Genomic DNA, 14,328 nt, shown 5'->3' with positions numbered 1-14,328 from the left:
GCAGGGCCTGGCAGATACGAACTGCCGGGAAGCAGTACACGCAAGTGCCGTTCGCAGGACGGTGCGGTGGTGGAGTTCCGAAGCCGGAGCGGTTGCAGTACGGGCGACGGGGCTGACGACCGGACCGGGTGGCCCGCAGTGATCAGGGGCTGCCGGGTGCAGTAGCCCAGTGGCAGTGCCCAGCAGTGAAGTCAGTGAGCAGTACCTCGGTGAAGGCGTCGGCTGCGGGCGCGCGCACCGGGAAGTTCGACAGCGGGGTTCCGAGCCGGGGCAGATGCATGAGCGGCGACGGGGCTGGCTGTCGGATAGTGGCGCTGTCGCAGGCCACCGCAGTGCGTAGTACCAGCGGTACGCAGTACCAAATCGACAAGTAAGTGATCCCAGAGGGAAGAACGGAGGAGCCAGGCGCCATCAGGATCGCCCGGGCGCAAGTCTTGAGCCCGGGTACCGCAGGACATCGAAAGTGAGGTGGTCTCCGGTCAAGCAAACGCGATCCCCGCAGTTCCCGCCCCCTCCCGGGTGGGCACGCGGAAACAGAAGGCCGGCGCAGTATCAGGGCCGGCAGATGGTGTAGCAGTTCCTTCGGGGCCCTGGTGCCAAAAGGCATCGGGGCCCCTCCACGCGTTCCATGAGAGAGGTGCAAATGACCGCAGACGACTCGTTCGGCCGTCTCGATGACGACGACTACCCCGCCTACACGATGGGCCGGGCCGCCGAGATGATCGGCTCCACCCAGGGCTTCCTGCGAGCCCTCGGCGAAGCGCGCCTGATCACCCCGCTCCGTTCCGAGGGTGGCCGCCGCCGCTACTCCCGCTACCAGCTGCGCATCGCGGCCCGTGCCCGGGAACTCGTAGACCAAGGCACCGCGATCGAGGCTGCCTGCCGCATCGTCATCCTCGAGGACCAGCTCGAAGAAGCCCAGCGCATCAACGCCGAATACCGGCGCGCCGCGGAAGCAGCGAGCCCCACGGCCCCGGCCGCAGACGGTTAGCAGGCCGCAACGGCCCAGGGACTTCGAGGCTTCCGCCGCGCTGGGGGTGCCCGGAACGCAGAGCGTTCCGGGCACCCCCAGCGCGGCGAGGTCCGACGTGCTTGGTGCAGTCGGTGTCGGCGAACGCCCCACTGCTGAGGCGTTCGGGTTCGTGTCGGGTGTGGTGGGGTGAAGGGCCGGTTCGCGATGTCCTGAGGGAGTGCGGCCGGGTCCCGTCGGATCCCGCATCCATGGCGGCACGTGACGGTCGTTCTGCCCGGTGGCGGGGGATATGGACGGTGGCGGCGCTGAGCCGTTCGTGAACGGCGACCGCGCTTACCTGAATGTTGTGCTCCGGACGGATCGATAGCTACGGCCGTGAGGTGAGGATTTAGCGCACCGTGCCCGGAGTGTTTTTATCGCGACGAGAAGAACGGGATCGCATTATTCACAGTGCCGCTATGGCATGCTACTGTCGATCCCGGTTGCAGTATTGGTTCCCAAAATTCAAGCGCCTCTGACGGTACTTTCAGCCGTTGGGAGCGCTTTTGTGTTTCCGGTCATTCCGGGAGGGGTGTCATCGCGGCGGCCCGGTATCCGTGCATTTGCGGGTCCTGCCGTACTGCCCCGAAGGAGATATTACATGGCGTCTGGGACTGTGAAGTGGTTCAACGCGGCAAAGGGTTTCGGTTTCATCGAGCAGGGTGACGGCGGTGCCGATGTGTTCGCCCACTTCTCGAACATCTCGGCCGACGGCTTCCGTGAGTTGCTCGAAGGTCAGAGGGTCACCTTCGACATCGTGCCGGGCCAGAAGGGCCTGACCGCCGAGAACATCGTTCCCGCCTGAATTCGACGCGCACTCTGCGGCGCCGGAGGCGGAATCGTTGGGGACGTGGTCCCGAATTGTGGGAAATTTCGCGTGGTGGAGTCACGCGTAGGAACAACATCGCCTGCCGATGTTGTCCTGGGTCGAGGGCTGCCCGGAATCTGCACCCGTTTCGAGACCCTTGATTTCACGCTCGTGTCTGTATCGGATTCACTGTGTGCGCTCAGATGTGTTTCGCATTCCATTCGGCTCGCTCCTGGATCCCGGCACGGCTCTTGTCCGGCGGGAATTCCTTGAGCAAGCCATATCAAGGAAGGCCCTTAATGGACTCCATGCCTACGGACGATCACTCCTTCACCACTCCCCGTGGCCGCGATTTCGGATCGGTCGCCGATTCGGGCCGGGGCGGCTGCTTCGGCGCGCTCGCTCCGAGTGAGAGGGCAGCGGAGGGCACAGACATTCGTCGCAGAAACAACGTCACCGTCACCGGCCGCAAGGACGGGCCTGTGCTCCTGCTGGCGCATGGGTTCGGCTGTGACCAGAACATGTGGCGCCTGATGGTCCCCATGCTGGCCGAGGGCTTCCAGGTGGTGCTCTTCGATTACGTGGGCTCCGGCCACTCGGACCCTTCGGCCTGGAGTGAGCAGCGCTACAGCACGCTGGGAGGCTACGCCTTGGATGTGCTCGAGATCTGCGAGGAGCTCGATCTGCGGGAAGTGACCTTCGTGGGGCATTCGGTCAGTGCCGTGGTCGGGGTTCTCGCAGCGGCCAAGGCACCGCAGCGGTTCTCCCGGCTGGTGATGGTGGCTCCGTCGCCCTGCTACATCGACGAGGACGGGTACCGGGGCGGGTTCAGCGCGGACGACATCGATGAGTTGTTGGAGTCGTTGGAGTCGAATTATCTGGGCTGGTCGGCGGCGATGGCCCCGGCGATCATGGGCAACGTGGACCAACCGGAACTCGGCAAGGAGCTGACTGCGTCGTTCTGCGCGACCGACCCGGACATGGCCCGGGTCTTCGCCCGTACGACGTTCTTGTCCGACAGCCGTGATGACCTCAAGACGGTCGCGGTGCCCACGCTGGTGCTGGAATGCAAGCAGGACGTGATCGCCCCCCGCGAGGTCGGCGCCTTCGTCCACGCCGCGATCCCCGGCAGCCGCCTGGTCACGCTGGAGGCGACGGGGCACTGCCCGCAGCTGAGTGCACCGCAGGCCACTGCTGAGGCGATCGCCGACTTCATGCGAGTGGCCCGGTGATGTGCCGCCGCACCGACCATGATCCGGACCAGGGGCGGGATCCTGGTGCGGAGGCCACGGGTGTGGCCTTCACCGCTCTCCTGGAGGACAGCGCAGAGGAGCTGTACGAGCAGGCTCCGTGCGGCTACCTGTCGACTCTGATGGACGGCACCATCGCGAAGATCAACACCACCTTGCTGGAGTGGCTGGGCCTGTCCAGGCGGGAGGTGGTCGGTCGGATGCGGTTCACCGATCTGCTCACCGTGGGCGGGAAGCTCTACCACGAGACGCACTTCGCCCCCCTGCTGCAGATGAACGGTGAGGTCGGCGGTATCGCCCTCGACATCAAGACCGCCAACGGGCAGCGGATGCCGGTGCTCGTCACCTCGACGGTGAAGACCAGCCACGACGGCGAACCGATGCTTGTCCGCACCACCATCTTCGACGCCCGCAACCGCCGCGCCTACGAGACCGAGTTGCTCCGCGCTCGCCAGGTGGCCGAGGAGGCGCGCCGGCAGGCCGAGGCCGACCGTGAGCGGCTCCAGGAAGCTCTCGCCGTCCTTCAGCAGAGCCTGCTGCCCGCAGAACTGCCCATGGTTCCGGGCCTGGAGGCCGACTCCTACTACCACACCGCCTCTCCGGATCTGCTCGGCGGAGACTTCTACGACCTGTTCCCCCTCGGCGAGGACCGGTGGGCGTTCTTCCTCGGCGACGTGTGCGGCAAAGGCCCTCAGGCCGCCGCGGTCACCTCTCTGACCCGCTACACACTGAGGGCGGCCGCCCTGCACGACCCGGACCCGGTCGCCGTGCTGACCACCCTGAACACCGTGCTGAACGAGCGGTACCGGAGCGGTGATCCCCGCTACTGCACCGCCATCTTCGGCGTCCTCCACCCCAGTGGCGGACACGTCAGAGTGCACCTGGCCTCCGGCGGCCACCCCTCCGCACTGATCCAACGGGCCGACAACACCGCGCACTACCTGCCCACCCCCAGCGGCATGCTCATTGGTGTCCTGCCCGAGGCACGGTTCACAGCCGCTCACACTCACCTGTTCCCCGGCGACACCCTGCTGCTCTACACAGACGGACTGACCGAAGCCCGTACCGGGCCCAAGCGTGAGCTCTACGGCGACGACGCCCTGCGGGCCTTCGCCGCCGAACAACCCGCAGTTGGACCCCAGGCCCTGATCACCGCCCTGGCCGGCCTGCTCGCCGGCTTCGGCGACGGACTCGACGACGACACCGCGCTGCTCGCCCTCGGCGTGCCCGCACCGCTCCCCACTCCCGCGAGCGAAGACCTGACCTGAGCAGGCTGACGATCACTGTCCGGGACGCAGCCACCGGTCCCGTACCGAGGCGTCGTGCGCCGCTGTGCGGAGTCAGCCCCGTCGAGTACTCCTCGGGCTGTTGGAGCTCGCGCCGGCTCAACTTGGGCGGCGATCGACAAGGTCAATGCGTCTCTTGCCTGCCGGAGACAACTGCCATGCGCGGTGCAGGGAGACCACGATGCACAGTCATGGCTGCCATGCCCCCCCGCAGGCGCACGCAATCCCTGGGGCTCACCGTCCACTTTGTCTTCTGAGCCGCCGTCCAGGAAGGTGCACCCATGACATACACAGAGAGTGCTCCCGCAGAATTGCCCGAGCGAGCGGAAGCAGCCAGCGTTTCGCACCCGAGGGAGGGAAACGTCGCTGCCGGCCTCGATGAGCGCGCCCAGAGGCTCAGACGGCGGCTGGAGAGACTCACAGGCATCGCGGCGACCGAAGGCAACGCGCTGGTCCCGCTCCGCAACGGCGACGAGATCTTCGGCGCCATGCTGGGCAGCATCCGGTCTGCCCGGCACACAGTCGACATGATGACGTTCGTGTACTGGAAGGGCGAGATCGCCCAGCAGTTCGCCGACGCGCTGGCGGAGAGGGCGCGCGAAGGAGTGCGGGTGCGTCTGCTGCTGGACGGATTCGGCAGTCGGCTCATCGAGAAGGACCAGCTGGATTCGATGGACCGGGCCGGTGTGCAGGTGGCCTGGTTCCGCAAGCCACTGTATCTGTCACCCCTGAAGCAGAATCACCGCTGCCACCGCAAGGTGCTGGTGGTCGATGAGGAGACGGCCTTCACCGGCGGTGTCGGCATCGCCGAGGAGTGGTGCGGAGATGCTCGTAACCCGAACGAATGGCGTGACACCCACGTCCAGGTCCGCGGGCCGGCCGTGGACGGGCTGGCCGCCGCTTTCGCCCAGAACTGGGCCGAGTGCCACGACGAACTCTTCGACGACCGAGACCGGTTCAGCGCCCATACCCCGCAGGGCGGGGCGGTCGTGCAGGTGGTGCGGGGCTCGGCCAGTTTCGGCTGGCAGGACATGCAGACCCTGTTCCGCGTGGTGCTGGAGTCGGCGGAGGAGCGAATCCGGCTGGCCACCGCCTACTTCGCACCGGACGCGTACTTCATCGAGCTGCTGTGCGCCGCCGCCCGCCGTGGGGTCGAGGTCGAGATCCTGCTGCCGGGCCCGCACACGGACAAAAGAGTCTGCCAGTTGGCAGGGCAGCACTACTACGAGGACCTCACCGCCTGCGGCGTGAAGATTTTCCAGTACCAGCCCACGATGCTCCACACCAAGGTCGTCACCATCGACCGCACCATGGCACTCGTCGGCTCGACGAACTTCAACCGCCGCTCCCTGGATCACGACGAAGAGGTCATGCTCGCCGTCCTGGACCCTGCCTTCACCGCGATACTCGAGGACCATTTCACGCAAGACCTCGAACACAGCGAGCCCATCAGGCCCGGCCGCTGGAAGCGGCGCTCGCCCCTCCAGCGCTTCAAGGAAGCGTCCGTCATACCGATGCGCCGCTTCCTCTGACCTGTCGGGGCCGACCCGAATGACGGAATATCCGTTGGCCGCGACGACACCTTCGGTGACCTCGTCCTCGCTGATGTCGAGGTGCTCGGCGAGTTCCCTGACCTCGGGTCGTGGTCCAGTTCCGTGGCCAGCCGCTCCTTGGCCTTGGCGATGTCCACGCGCGGTTCCTGCAGGCGCCGCGGCACGTGGACGGTCCGCGGTGGCGCGCTGTCGCTCGCCGGTGTGGGGCACCGGCTTGGCGGCCTCCTTGCCCGGACGGGCAGCGGTGCGCTCCTTCCCAGCCACCCCTCGGTCAGTGAAGCTCTCGCCACCATGTCCGCTCTGTGCCGCCCTGTCCGGCCGCCCCGGCCCTCCACGACGCGGGGCAACGAGCGAGGACGGTTCGTACGCTCTCACCCCTGTGGCGCGAGGGGGTGACGGCGACCGTAGGGGAGAGGAAGCGGACCAGCTGCCAGCCGAAGCCGCCCCCGGCCCCGTCGAGATCCGGCGGGCGCTCGCGCGGTGGTGCGTGGCTGGGATCCCGCACAGTGATCTCCAGCGTGGTGCGATCCGAGGCCAGTCGCAGGGCGGTGAGCCCTCCCGCGTGCCGCAGTGCGTTCGTGACCAGCTCGGAGACGACCAGGACGGCGTTGTCCGTGCACTCGGGCGGCATTGAGAGGGGTGGCATCGGGAGAGAATTCTCAATAACCAGGCTGATCTGAGGTGAGTGGTGGGTCCGGGGGCGACATGCGTTAGCGTGGCGAGCGTTGACGCCGAGCCTCAAGCTGGTTCGTGCTGGCTTTAGAGGTGCAGTAGGGGTAAACGTGCAGGTCAGGGTCATGCCATGAGAATTCTGCACACTTCCGACTGGCATCTCGGCCGGGCGTTCCACCGTGTGAACATGCTCGGTGCCCAGGCCGAGTTCATCGGTCACCTCATCGCGACTGTGCGTGAGCGGGACGTCGACGCTGTGGTCGTGTCGGGCGACGTGTACGACCGCGCGGTGCCGCCTCTCGCCGCGGTCGAGCTGTTCGACGACGCCCTGCACCGCCTCGCCGAGCAGGGCATCCCCACGGTGATGATCTCCGGGAACCACGACTCGGCGCGCCGCCTCGGCGTCGGCGCCGGGCTCATCGGCCGCGCCGGCATCCACCTGCGCACCGCCCCCGGCGCCTGTGCCACCCCCGTACTGATCCCCGACGCCGCCGGTGACGTCGCCTTCTACGGGCTCCCTTATCTCGAACCGGCGCTGGTGAAGGACGAGTTCGCGGTGTCGAAGCCGGGCCACGAGGCCGTCCTGGCCGCCGCCATGGACCGGGTGCGGGCCGATCTGGCCGAGCGCCCGCCCGGCACCAGGTCCGTCGTCCTCGCGCACGCCTTCGTCACCGGCGGCGAGGCCAGCGACAGCGAGCGCGACATCACCGTCGGCGGAGTCGCCGCCGTCCCGTCCGGCGTCTTCGACGGCGTCGACTACGTGGCGCTCGGCCATCTGCACGGCAGCCAGGTCATCTCGGAGCGCGTGCGCTACTCCGGCTCGCCGCTCCCGTACTCCTTCTCCGAGGCCGACCACCGCAAGAGCATGTGGCTCGTCGACCTGGACGCGGACGGGTTCGCCGGCGCCGAGCGCGTCGACTGCCCGGTGCCCAGGCCGCTCGCCCGGATCCGCGGGGACCTCGCGGACCTCCTCGCGCGCCCGGACCTCGCCGCGCACGAGGAAGCGTGGGTCGAGGCCACCCTCACCGACCCGGTCCGGCCCGACGACCCCATGGCCCGCCTCACCGAGCGGTTCCCGCACACCCTCAGCCTCGCCTTCGACCCGCAGCGCGCCCCCGAGGACCCCGACGTCTCCTACGCGCAGCGGCTCAAGGGGCGCGACGACCAGCAGATCGCGGAGGACTTCGTGACCCACGTGCGCGGTGCCGGGCCCGACGAGCGCGAGCGCGCCGTGCTGCGTGAGGCACTCGACGCCGTACGGATCGACGACACCCGGCGCGAGGTCGCCCGATGAGGCTCCACCGGCTGCGGATCACCGCCTTCGGACCCTTCGGGGAGAGCCAGGAAGTCGACTTCGACGACCTGTCCTCGGCGGGCCTCTTCCTCCTGCACGGCCCGACGGGCGCCGGCAAGACCTCCGTCCTCGACGCGGTCTGCTACGCCCTGTACGGCTCGGTCCCCGGCGCCCGGCAGGGCAGCGGTCAGGGCACGTCCCTGCGCAGCGACCACGCCGCGCCCGGCACGCGCACCGAGGTCACCCTCGACCTCACCGTCGCGGGACGCCGCCTGGAGCTGACCCGGCAGCCCCCGTGGGAGCGCCCCAAGAAGCGCGGCACCGGCACCACCACGGACAAGGCCCAGAGCTGGCTGCGCGAGTACGACGCCACGGCGGGCACCTGGAAGGACCTCAGCCGCTCCCACCAGGAGATCGGCGAGGAGATCAGCCAGCTCCTCGGCATGAGCAAGGAACAGTTCTGCCAGGTCGTCCTGCTGCCGCAGGGGGACTTCGCACGGTTCCTGCGGGCCGACGCCGAAGCCCGCGGCAAGCTCCTCGGCCGGCTCTTCGACACCCGCCGCTTCGCCGCGGCCGAGCAGCGCCTCGCCGAGCAGCGTCGTGCCGCCGAGAGCGAAGTGCGCGCGGCCGACGCCGAGTTGCTCGCCGACGCCCACCGCATGCAGCAGGCCGCCGGAAACATCGTCGAACTGCCCGCCGCCGACGCCGCGCCCGGCGACCCCGGGCTCGCCGACTCCGTCCTCACCTGGGCCGCCGTCGCCCGCTCCACCGCTCGCGAGCGGCTCACCGTCGCGCACCTCGCGCTGACCGCCGCCGACGCGGCCCGCACCGAGGCGCAGCGCGACCTGACCGGCGTACAAGAAGTGCAGAGGCTGCAGCGGCGGTTCGAGGAGGCTCGGGAGCGGGCCGCCCGGCTGGAGGAACGGGCCGATGAGTACCGGCGGGTCCAGGAGCGCATGGCGCGGGGCCGCAAGGCCGAGGCCGTCGCGCCCGCCCTCGCGCTGCGTGAGGCGGCGGAGAGGGAGAACGGCAGGGCCGCGAGCGAGGACGCACGCGCGCGTGCCGCGCTGCCCGAGTCGTTCGACGGCGCCGGCGCGGCGGGCCTCGCCTCCGCCGCGCGGAAGGCGGCCGAGGAGCTCGGTGGCCTGGAGTCCGCCAGGCGCGCCGAGCTGCGCCTGACGGAACTCGCCGGGCAACGCCACGAACTCGACCGCGAGGAGCGGGCCGACGACGAACTGCTCCAGGACGCGGTGAGCTGGCTCGACGGCTGGGACAGCGCCCGGGCCACGCTCCAGGAAGCCGTCGAGTCCGCGCAGGACGCCGCGACGCGCGCCGAGCACCTTGCGGGTCAACTGGAGCCTGCTCAGCAGAAGTTGGAGGCCTCCCGGCGTCGCGACCGGCTCACCGCCGAAGCCGCCGAGGCCCAGGCCGGTACCCTGCGCGCCCGCGAGGACGCCGCGGCCGCCCATGAGCTGTGGCTCGGCCTCAAGGAACAGCGGCTGAACGGGATCGCGGCCGAGCTGGCCGCGCAGCTCGTCCCCGGCGAGAGCTGCGCGGTCTGCGGGTCCACCGAGCACCCCGACCCCATGCGCAAGACCGCGGAGCACGTCGGCCGCGACGCCGAGGAGTCCGCCCTCGCCGCGTACCGCCGCGCGGACGACGCGCGCACCGCGCAGGAGAGCCGGCTCGCCGCGGTGCGCGAGTCCCTCGCTGCCGCCACGGCCGCCGCCGGAGAGACATCCGCCCTGGAACTCGCCGAGGCCGCCGACGAGTTGCGCGCGCGACACGCCGAGGCGCGCGGCCTCGCCTCCGGGCTGCACGCCGCGCGTGAGGCCCTCGGTCAGGCCGAGGGCGAGCACGACCGCAGACTCGCCGCACAGCAGGAAGCCGCACGTCGCGCGGTCGCCCGGGCCACCCTGCGCGAGAGCTTCGACCGCGAACAGGGCGCCCTGGAGGGCGACTTGGCGCAAGCACGCGGGACGGAGGCCAGTGTCGGCGCGCGCGCCGCGCAGCTGGAGCGCCTCGCGGCGCAGCTCACGGCCGCCGCGGACGCGGCCCGCGCCGCCGACGACTGCGCCAAGCGGCTCAAGGACGCCGACGCGCGACTCGCCGACGCGGCGTTCCGCGCCGGGTTCGACACGCCGCAGGCCGCCGGCGCCGCCCTCCTGGACGACGACCGGCACCGGGAACTCCAGCACCGGCTCGACGGCCGCCAGTCCGAGGAGGCCGCGGTGCGCGCCGTGCTCGCCGAGGACGACACCGCGGCGGCGGCCCGGCAGGCGCCCGCCGATGTGCCCGCGGCGCAGCACGCCGCAGAGGCGGCCGACCGGCGGGTGCGCGAGGCGGCGTCCGCGCGCGACGACGCGGCCCGCCGCTGCACCGAGATCGACCGGCTCTCCGTCCGCTGCGCCACGGCCGTCCGGCGGCTCGCGCCACTGCGCGCCGCGTACGACCGCGTGGCGCGCATGGCAGGCCTGGCCGCCGGTACGTCCGCGGACAACGAGCGCAAGATGCGCCTGGAGTCCTACGTCCTCGCGGCGCGGCTCGAACAGGTCGCGGCCGCCGCGACCGCGCGGCTGGCCCGCATGTCCTCCGGCCGCTACACGCTGGTGCACTCCGACGGCCGTACGGGGCGCGGCCGTTCGGGCCTCGGCCTGCACGTCGTCGACGCGTGGACGGGGCGCGAGCGGGACACCGCGACACTCTCCGGTGGCGAGACGTTCTTCGCGTCGCTCGCCCTCGCCCTCGGCCTCGCGGACGTCGTCACGGACGAGGCGGGCGGTGTCCGTCTCGACACCCTGTTCATCGACGAGGGCTTCGGCAGCCTCGACGACCAGACTCTGGACGAGGTGCTCGACGTCCTGGACTCCTTGCGCGAGCGGGACCGCAGCGTCGGCATCGTCAGCCATGTCGCCGACCTGCGGCGCCGCGTGCACGCGCAGCTGGAGGTCGTGAAGGGGCGGTCGGGGTCCGTCGTACGGCAGCGGTCCTGAGCACGCGCCCGCCGGCGGGTCAGTGGCCGAGCGGGCGCCGGGGCAGCGGGGACGAGTAGACCACGCTGGTCGTCACCGAACCGAGTGCGCCGATCTTGCCGGACACCTCCTCCAGGTGCTGCATCGAGCGCGCGGCGACCTTGATGACGAAGCAGTCGTCGCCCGTGACGTGGTGCGCCTCCAGGATCTCCGGCGTCACCTCGACGAGGTCGTGGAACGGCTTGTAGTGCCCGTTCGGATAACGCAGCCGTACGAACGCCAGGATGGGCAGGCCGATCCGTTCCGGGACGACCACCGCCGCGTAGCCCGCGATCACCCCGGCCTCCTCCAGCCGCCGCACCCGCTCGGTGACGGCGCTCGCGGACATGGAGACGGCCCGCGCGAGCTCGGCGTAGCTCGCCCGGCCCTCGCGCTGGAGGACGTCGAGAATGCGCCAGTCTGTGGCATCGGGGGTGTACGGGGATTCACCGGTCATGAGGCAGAAATAGCAGGGACATCCCCGGCCGATCAAGAGGGATGCCGGGGATCGTCACTTCAGGAAGATCGCCAGGGTCCGTAGATTTCTGGTCGAGGGCGGCACGGTCGTGCGGCCCCCAGCGATCCGCCCGGGAGGCCGACATCATGACCGCGACCACCACCGTCACCCCCAACGCCGTGCTCCGCGTGCCCCCGGCGTCCCCCGCCGCGGCCGCCGCCTACTTCGGCGCGAGCCTCGCCTTCCACGCCGACGTGTCCGACGTGGCCTCGGCGCTCACGGCCGGCGGCGACCCGGGTTTCGTCGTCATCGACACCCGCTCCACCGCGTCGTGGGACCAGGGACACGTACCCGGTGCCGTCCACCTGCCCACCGCGCTCATCGCCGAGCAGGCCGAACGGCTCCTCGCCAAGGCGGTGCTCGTCGTCACGTACTGCTGGGGTCCCGGCTGCAACGGCGCCACGCGCGCGGCCCTCGCCCTCGCCGAACTCGGTTTCCAGGTCAAGGAGATGCTCGGCGGCTTCGAATACTGGGCCCGGGAGGGCTTCGCGTACGAGACGTGGGAGGGGCCCGCGCGGCGCGAAGCCGACCCGCTGACGGCGCCGGTCGACTCGGACGACTGCGGCTGCTGAGCGCGACCGCGAGCGGAACGCGGTGCGGGCGGCAGCCCCAAGTGCCGCCGCCCGGAGCCGAGTTACAGCTGCGACAGCTCGTCGACCAGGTCGTCGAGGCCGAGCGACCCCTGCGAGAGCGCCGCCATGTGCCAGGCCTTCGCGTCGAACGCGTCCCCGTGCCTGGCCTGCGCGCCCGCCCGGCCGAGCAGCCACGCGCGCTCGCCCAGCTTGTAGCCGATCGCCTGCCCGGGGATGGACAGATAGCGGGTCAGCTCGCTCTCCACGAAGTCCGCGGGCCGGCTGCTGTGCGCCCCGAAGAACTCCTGCGCCAGGGCGGGCGTCCACCGCTCGCCCGGGTGGAAGGGCGAGTCCGCCGGGATCTCCAGTTCCAGATGCATGCCGATGTCGACGATGACGCGGGCCGCGCGCATCATCTGCGCGTCCAGATATCCGAGCCGCCGCTCGGGGTCCGAGAGGAAGCCGAGCTCGTCCATCAGGCGCTCCGCGTACAGCGCCCAGCCCTCGGCGTTGGCGCTGACCATGCCGACGCTCGCCTGGTAGCGCGAGAGGCTGTCCGCGACGTGCGTCCACTGCGCGAGCTGGAGATGGTGGCCGGGCACGCCCTCGTGGTACCACGTCGAGACCAGGTCGTAGACGGGGAACCGGGTCTGGCCCATCGTCGGCAGCCAGGTGCGCCCCGGCCGGGTGAAGTCCTCGGACGGCGCCGTGTAGTAGGGCGCCGCGGCGCTGCCGGCCGGCGCGATCCGGGACTCCACCTTCCGTACCCGCTCGGCGAGTTCGAAGTGCGCGCCGTCGAGGGCCTCGATCGCCTCGTCCATCACGCTCTGGAGCCAGCGCTGCACCTCCTCCACGCCCTCGATGTGCGTGCCGTGCTCGTCGAGGTGCGCGAGCGCCACCCACGGTGTCGCGGCGCCGGGCAGGATCTTCTCCGCCTCGGTCCTCATCTCGGCGAGCAGGCGGTGGTACTCCGCCCAGCCGTACGCGTACGCCTCGTCCAGGTCGAGGTCCGTGCCGTTGTAATAGCGCGACCAGCGGGCGTACCTCTCGCGGCCCACCGTGTCGGGCGAGCCTTCGATCGCCGGCGCGTACACCTCGCGCATCCAGTCGCGCAGTTCGACCACCGCGGCCGTCGCGGCGCTGCCCGCCGCGTCCAGCTCGGCGCGCAGCGCGTCGGGCCCGTCCGCGGTGAAGTCCTCGAACCAGCCGCGTCCTTCGCCCGCCCACTCGGTGAGCTGCTCGATGAACGTGGCGGTCGGCCGCGGTCCACCGTGGAGCTTCTTCTCCAGGCCCAGCGACAGCGTCTCGCGGTATCCGGCGAGCGCACCCGGCACGGCGCGCAGCCGTTCCGCGACGGCCGCCCAGTCCGCGTCCGTCGCGGTCGGCGTGAGGGTGAACACCTCCCGCACGTTGTGGACGGGCCCGCCCAGGTTGGTGACGGCCCGCAGGTTCTCCTCCGCGTCGTGCACGGCGAGTTCGGCCGTGAGGCGCTCCCGCAGGAGCCGGCCGCAGCGGCGCTCGATCGCGCTGTCGGCGCCGGGCCTGCGCTCCGCCTCGTCGAGTCGCGCGAGGGTCGCCCGCGCGAGATCGGCCAGCGCGTGGTGACCGGCGGGTGACAGGTCGGGCAGCTTGCTGTGGCTCTCGGGCACACCGAGGTAGGTGCCGGTGACGGGATCGAGGGCGATGAGCTCGTCGACGTAGGCGTCGGCGACCTCGCGGGGGAGCGGTCCGGTGACGGCTGCTGTGGTGGCTGACGAATCTGGCATGCCGCCATCGTCGTACGGGTCGGGGGGCCGCGTCATCAAGATTCCCCGACGGCGTCGGCCGACGGGGGCAGCAGCGGGCCGCACTCCCACTGCTGGAAGATCAGCCGGGTCTCGACGCGCGCCACCTCGCGGCGGGCGGTGAACTCGTCGAGCACGAGACGCTGGAGGTCGGCGGCGCCGCCCACGGCGACATGCACCAAGTAGTCGTCGGGGCCCGTCAGATGGAAGACCGACCGCGCTTCCGGCAGTGCCCGGATCCGCTCCACGAACGGGCCGACCAGCTCGCGCCGGTGCGGCCGCACCTGCACCGAGAGCAGCGCCTGGAGCCCGCGGCCCAGCTTCGCCGGGTCGAGCCGCAGCTGATGCCCGAGGATCACGCCGGACCGGCGCAGCCGCGTCACGCGGTCGAGGCACGTGGACGGCGCGACGCCGACCTGAGCGCCGAGGTCCCGGTAGGTGATGCGGGCATCGTTCTGGAGGAGGCGCAGTATGTGCAGGTCAACCGGATCGAGTACGACGGAATCAGCCATCGGCCGAACGTAGCACGGGGTTCGTCCCACGGACCCCGGCCGTTGTTCAGGCTGACT

Annotated in this window: 12 protein-coding genes and 1 pseudogene; 8 read left to right on the top strand and 5 right to left on the bottom strand. The window is 70.6% G+C overall.

The window, feature by feature from the left end:
* Positions 1 to 643: 643 nt before the first annotated feature.
* The 5 genes from ACIPWY_RS22480 to ACIPWY_RS22460 all read left to right on the top strand — a co-directional run bounded on the left by ACIPWY_RS22480 (position 644) and on the right by ACIPWY_RS22460 (position 5,888).
* Positions 644 to 991, top strand: a complete 348-nt coding sequence (locus ACIPWY_RS22480; protein WP_393702859.1) for a MerR family transcriptional regulator — start codon at positions 644 to 646, stop codon at positions 989 to 991.
* A gap of 622 nt (positions 992 to 1,613) precedes the next feature.
* A complete protein-coding gene (locus ACIPWY_RS22475; protein ID WP_393702857.1) occupies positions 1,614 to 1,817 on the top strand; it encodes a cold-shock protein in 204 nt (67 codons plus the stop codon).
* 302 nt (positions 1,818 to 2,119) lie between these two features.
* On the top strand, positions 2,120 to 3,052 hold the full coding sequence (locus ACIPWY_RS22470) for an alpha/beta fold hydrolase (protein WP_393702855.1): 933 nt from the start codon (positions 2,120 to 2,122) through the stop codon (positions 3,050 to 3,052).
* Positions 3,052 to 4,338, top strand: coding sequence for a SpoIIE family protein phosphatase (locus ACIPWY_RS22465; protein WP_393702853.1), 1,287 nt, complete (start codon positions 3,052 to 3,054; stop codon positions 4,336 to 4,338). Before ACIPWY_RS22470 ends, ACIPWY_RS22465 begins: the two co-directional genes overlap by 1 nt.
* Before the next feature lie 299 nt (positions 4,339 to 4,637).
* Positions 4,638 to 5,888 (top strand): phosphatidylserine/phosphatidylglycerophosphate/cardiolipin synthase family protein, encoded by a 1,251-nt coding sequence (locus ACIPWY_RS22460; RefSeq protein ID WP_401534576.1) that lies wholly within the window; start codon positions 4,638 to 4,640, stop codon positions 5,886 to 5,888.
* Positions 5,889 to 5,912: 24 nt separating this feature from the next.
* On the opposite strand, the pseudogene ACIPWY_RS22455 reads toward ACIPWY_RS22460, so the two are convergent.
* Together ACIPWY_RS22455 and ACIPWY_RS22450 are read right to left on the bottom strand one after the other, a co-directional pair.
* Positions 5,913 to 6,082: pseudogene (locus ACIPWY_RS22455) on the bottom strand (sigma-70 domain-containing protein); the annotation flags it as partial.
* A 98-nt stretch (positions 6,083 to 6,180) separates the two neighbouring features.
* Positions 6,181 to 6,555, bottom strand: a complete 375-nt coding sequence (locus ACIPWY_RS22450; RefSeq protein WP_401534573.1) for an ATP-binding protein — start codon at positions 6,553 to 6,555, stop codon at positions 6,181 to 6,183.
* 156 nt (positions 6,556 to 6,711) lie between these two features.
* Here ACIPWY_RS22450 and ACIPWY_RS22445 point away from each other — a divergent pair, with 156 nt between their 5' ends.
* Positions 6,712 to 7,875, top strand: coding sequence for an exonuclease SbcCD subunit D (locus ACIPWY_RS22445; RefSeq protein ID WP_362908904.1), 1,164 nt, complete (start codon positions 6,712 to 6,714; stop codon positions 7,873 to 7,875).
* Positions 7,872 to 10,868 carry an AAA family ATPase gene (locus ACIPWY_RS22440; protein WP_401534570.1) on the top strand — a complete coding sequence of 999 codons (2,997 nt, stop codon included), beginning with the start codon at positions 7,872 to 7,874 and terminating at the stop codon, positions 10,866 to 10,868. Before ACIPWY_RS22445 ends, ACIPWY_RS22440 begins: the two co-directional genes overlap by 4 nt.
* 19 nt (positions 10,869 to 10,887) lie before the next feature.
* Here ACIPWY_RS22440 and ACIPWY_RS22435 read toward each other — a convergent pair whose 3' ends face one another.
* Positions 10,888 to 11,343 carry an Lrp/AsnC family transcriptional regulator gene (locus ACIPWY_RS22435; RefSeq protein ID WP_383895223.1) on the bottom strand — a complete coding sequence of 152 codons (456 nt, stop codon included), beginning with the start codon at positions 11,341 to 11,343 and terminating at the stop codon, positions 10,888 to 10,890.
* A 146-nt stretch (positions 11,344 to 11,489) separates the two neighbouring features.
* Between ACIPWY_RS22435 and ACIPWY_RS22430 the strand changes: the two genes are divergently transcribed.
* Positions 11,490 to 11,975, top strand: a complete 486-nt coding sequence (locus ACIPWY_RS22430; protein ID WP_401534567.1) for a rhodanese-like domain-containing protein — start codon at positions 11,490 to 11,492, stop codon at positions 11,973 to 11,975.
* A gap of 62 nt (positions 11,976 to 12,037) precedes the next feature.
* Here the strand turns inward: ACIPWY_RS22430 and ACIPWY_RS22425 are convergent, their stop codons facing one another.
* Both ACIPWY_RS22425 and ACIPWY_RS22420 read right to left on the bottom strand, forming a co-directional pair.
* Positions 12,038 to 13,741 carry a DUF885 domain-containing protein gene (locus tag ACIPWY_RS22425; RefSeq protein WP_401534565.1) on the bottom strand — a complete coding sequence of 568 codons (1,704 nt, stop codon included), beginning with the start codon at positions 13,739 to 13,741 and terminating at the stop codon, positions 12,038 to 12,040.
* Positions 13,742 to 13,776: 35 nt separating this feature from the next.
* On the bottom strand, positions 13,777 to 14,271 hold the full coding sequence (locus ACIPWY_RS22420) for an Lrp/AsnC family transcriptional regulator (protein ID WP_362908899.1): 495 nt from the start codon (positions 14,269 to 14,271) through the stop codon (positions 13,777 to 13,779).
* Positions 14,272 to 14,328: the final 57 nt, after the last annotated feature.

Source organism: Streptomyces sp. NPDC090032 (genome assembly GCF_044748025.1).
Classification (GTDB): domain Bacteria; phylum Actinomycetota; class Actinomycetes; order Streptomycetales; family Streptomycetaceae; genus Streptomyces.
This window is presented reverse-complemented; position numbering and strand designations above follow the sequence as displayed.

Excerpts from the sequence above, each read along its gene's own strand:
- ACIPWY_RS22460 (WP_401534576.1), top strand. The coding sequence starts at position 4,638 with ATGACATACACAGAGAGTGCTCCCGCAGAATTGCCCGAGCGAGCGGAA.
- ACIPWY_RS22465 (WP_393702853.1), top strand. The coding sequence starts at position 3,052 with ATGTGCCGCCGCACCGACCATGATCCGGACCAGGGGCGGGATCCTGGT.
- ACIPWY_RS22425 (WP_401534565.1), bottom strand. The coding sequence starts at position 13,741 with ATGCCAGATTCGTCAGCCACCACAGCAGCCGTCACCGGACCGCTCCCC.
- ACIPWY_RS22450 (WP_401534573.1), bottom strand. The coding sequence starts at position 6,555 with ATGCCACCCCTCTCAATGCCGCCCGAGTGCACGGACAACGCCGTCCTG.
- ACIPWY_RS22430 (WP_401534567.1), top strand. The coding sequence starts at position 11,490 with ATGACCGCGACCACCACCGTCACCCCCAACGCCGTGCTCCGCGTGCCC.
- ACIPWY_RS22445 (WP_362908904.1), top strand. The coding sequence starts at position 6,712 with ATGAGAATTCTGCACACTTCCGACTGGCATCTCGGCCGGGCGTTCCAC.
- ACIPWY_RS22435 (WP_383895223.1), bottom strand. The coding sequence starts at position 11,343 with ATGACCGGTGAATCCCCGTACACCCCCGATGCCACAGACTGGCGCATT.
- ACIPWY_RS22440 (WP_401534570.1), top strand. The coding sequence starts at position 7,872 with ATGAGGCTCCACCGGCTGCGGATCACCGCCTTCGGACCCTTCGGGGAG.
- ACIPWY_RS22475 (WP_393702857.1), top strand. The coding sequence starts at position 1,614 with ATGGCGTCTGGGACTGTGAAGTGGTTCAACGCGGCAAAGGGTTTCGGT.
- ACIPWY_RS22420 (WP_362908899.1), bottom strand. The coding sequence starts at position 14,271 with ATGGCTGATTCCGTCGTACTCGATCCGGTTGACCTGCACATACTGCGC.
- ACIPWY_RS22470 (WP_393702855.1), top strand. The coding sequence starts at position 2,120 with ATGGACTCCATGCCTACGGACGATCACTCCTTCACCACTCCCCGTGGC.
- ACIPWY_RS22480 (WP_393702859.1), top strand. The coding sequence starts at position 644 with ATGACCGCAGACGACTCGTTCGGCCGTCTCGATGACGACGACTACCCC.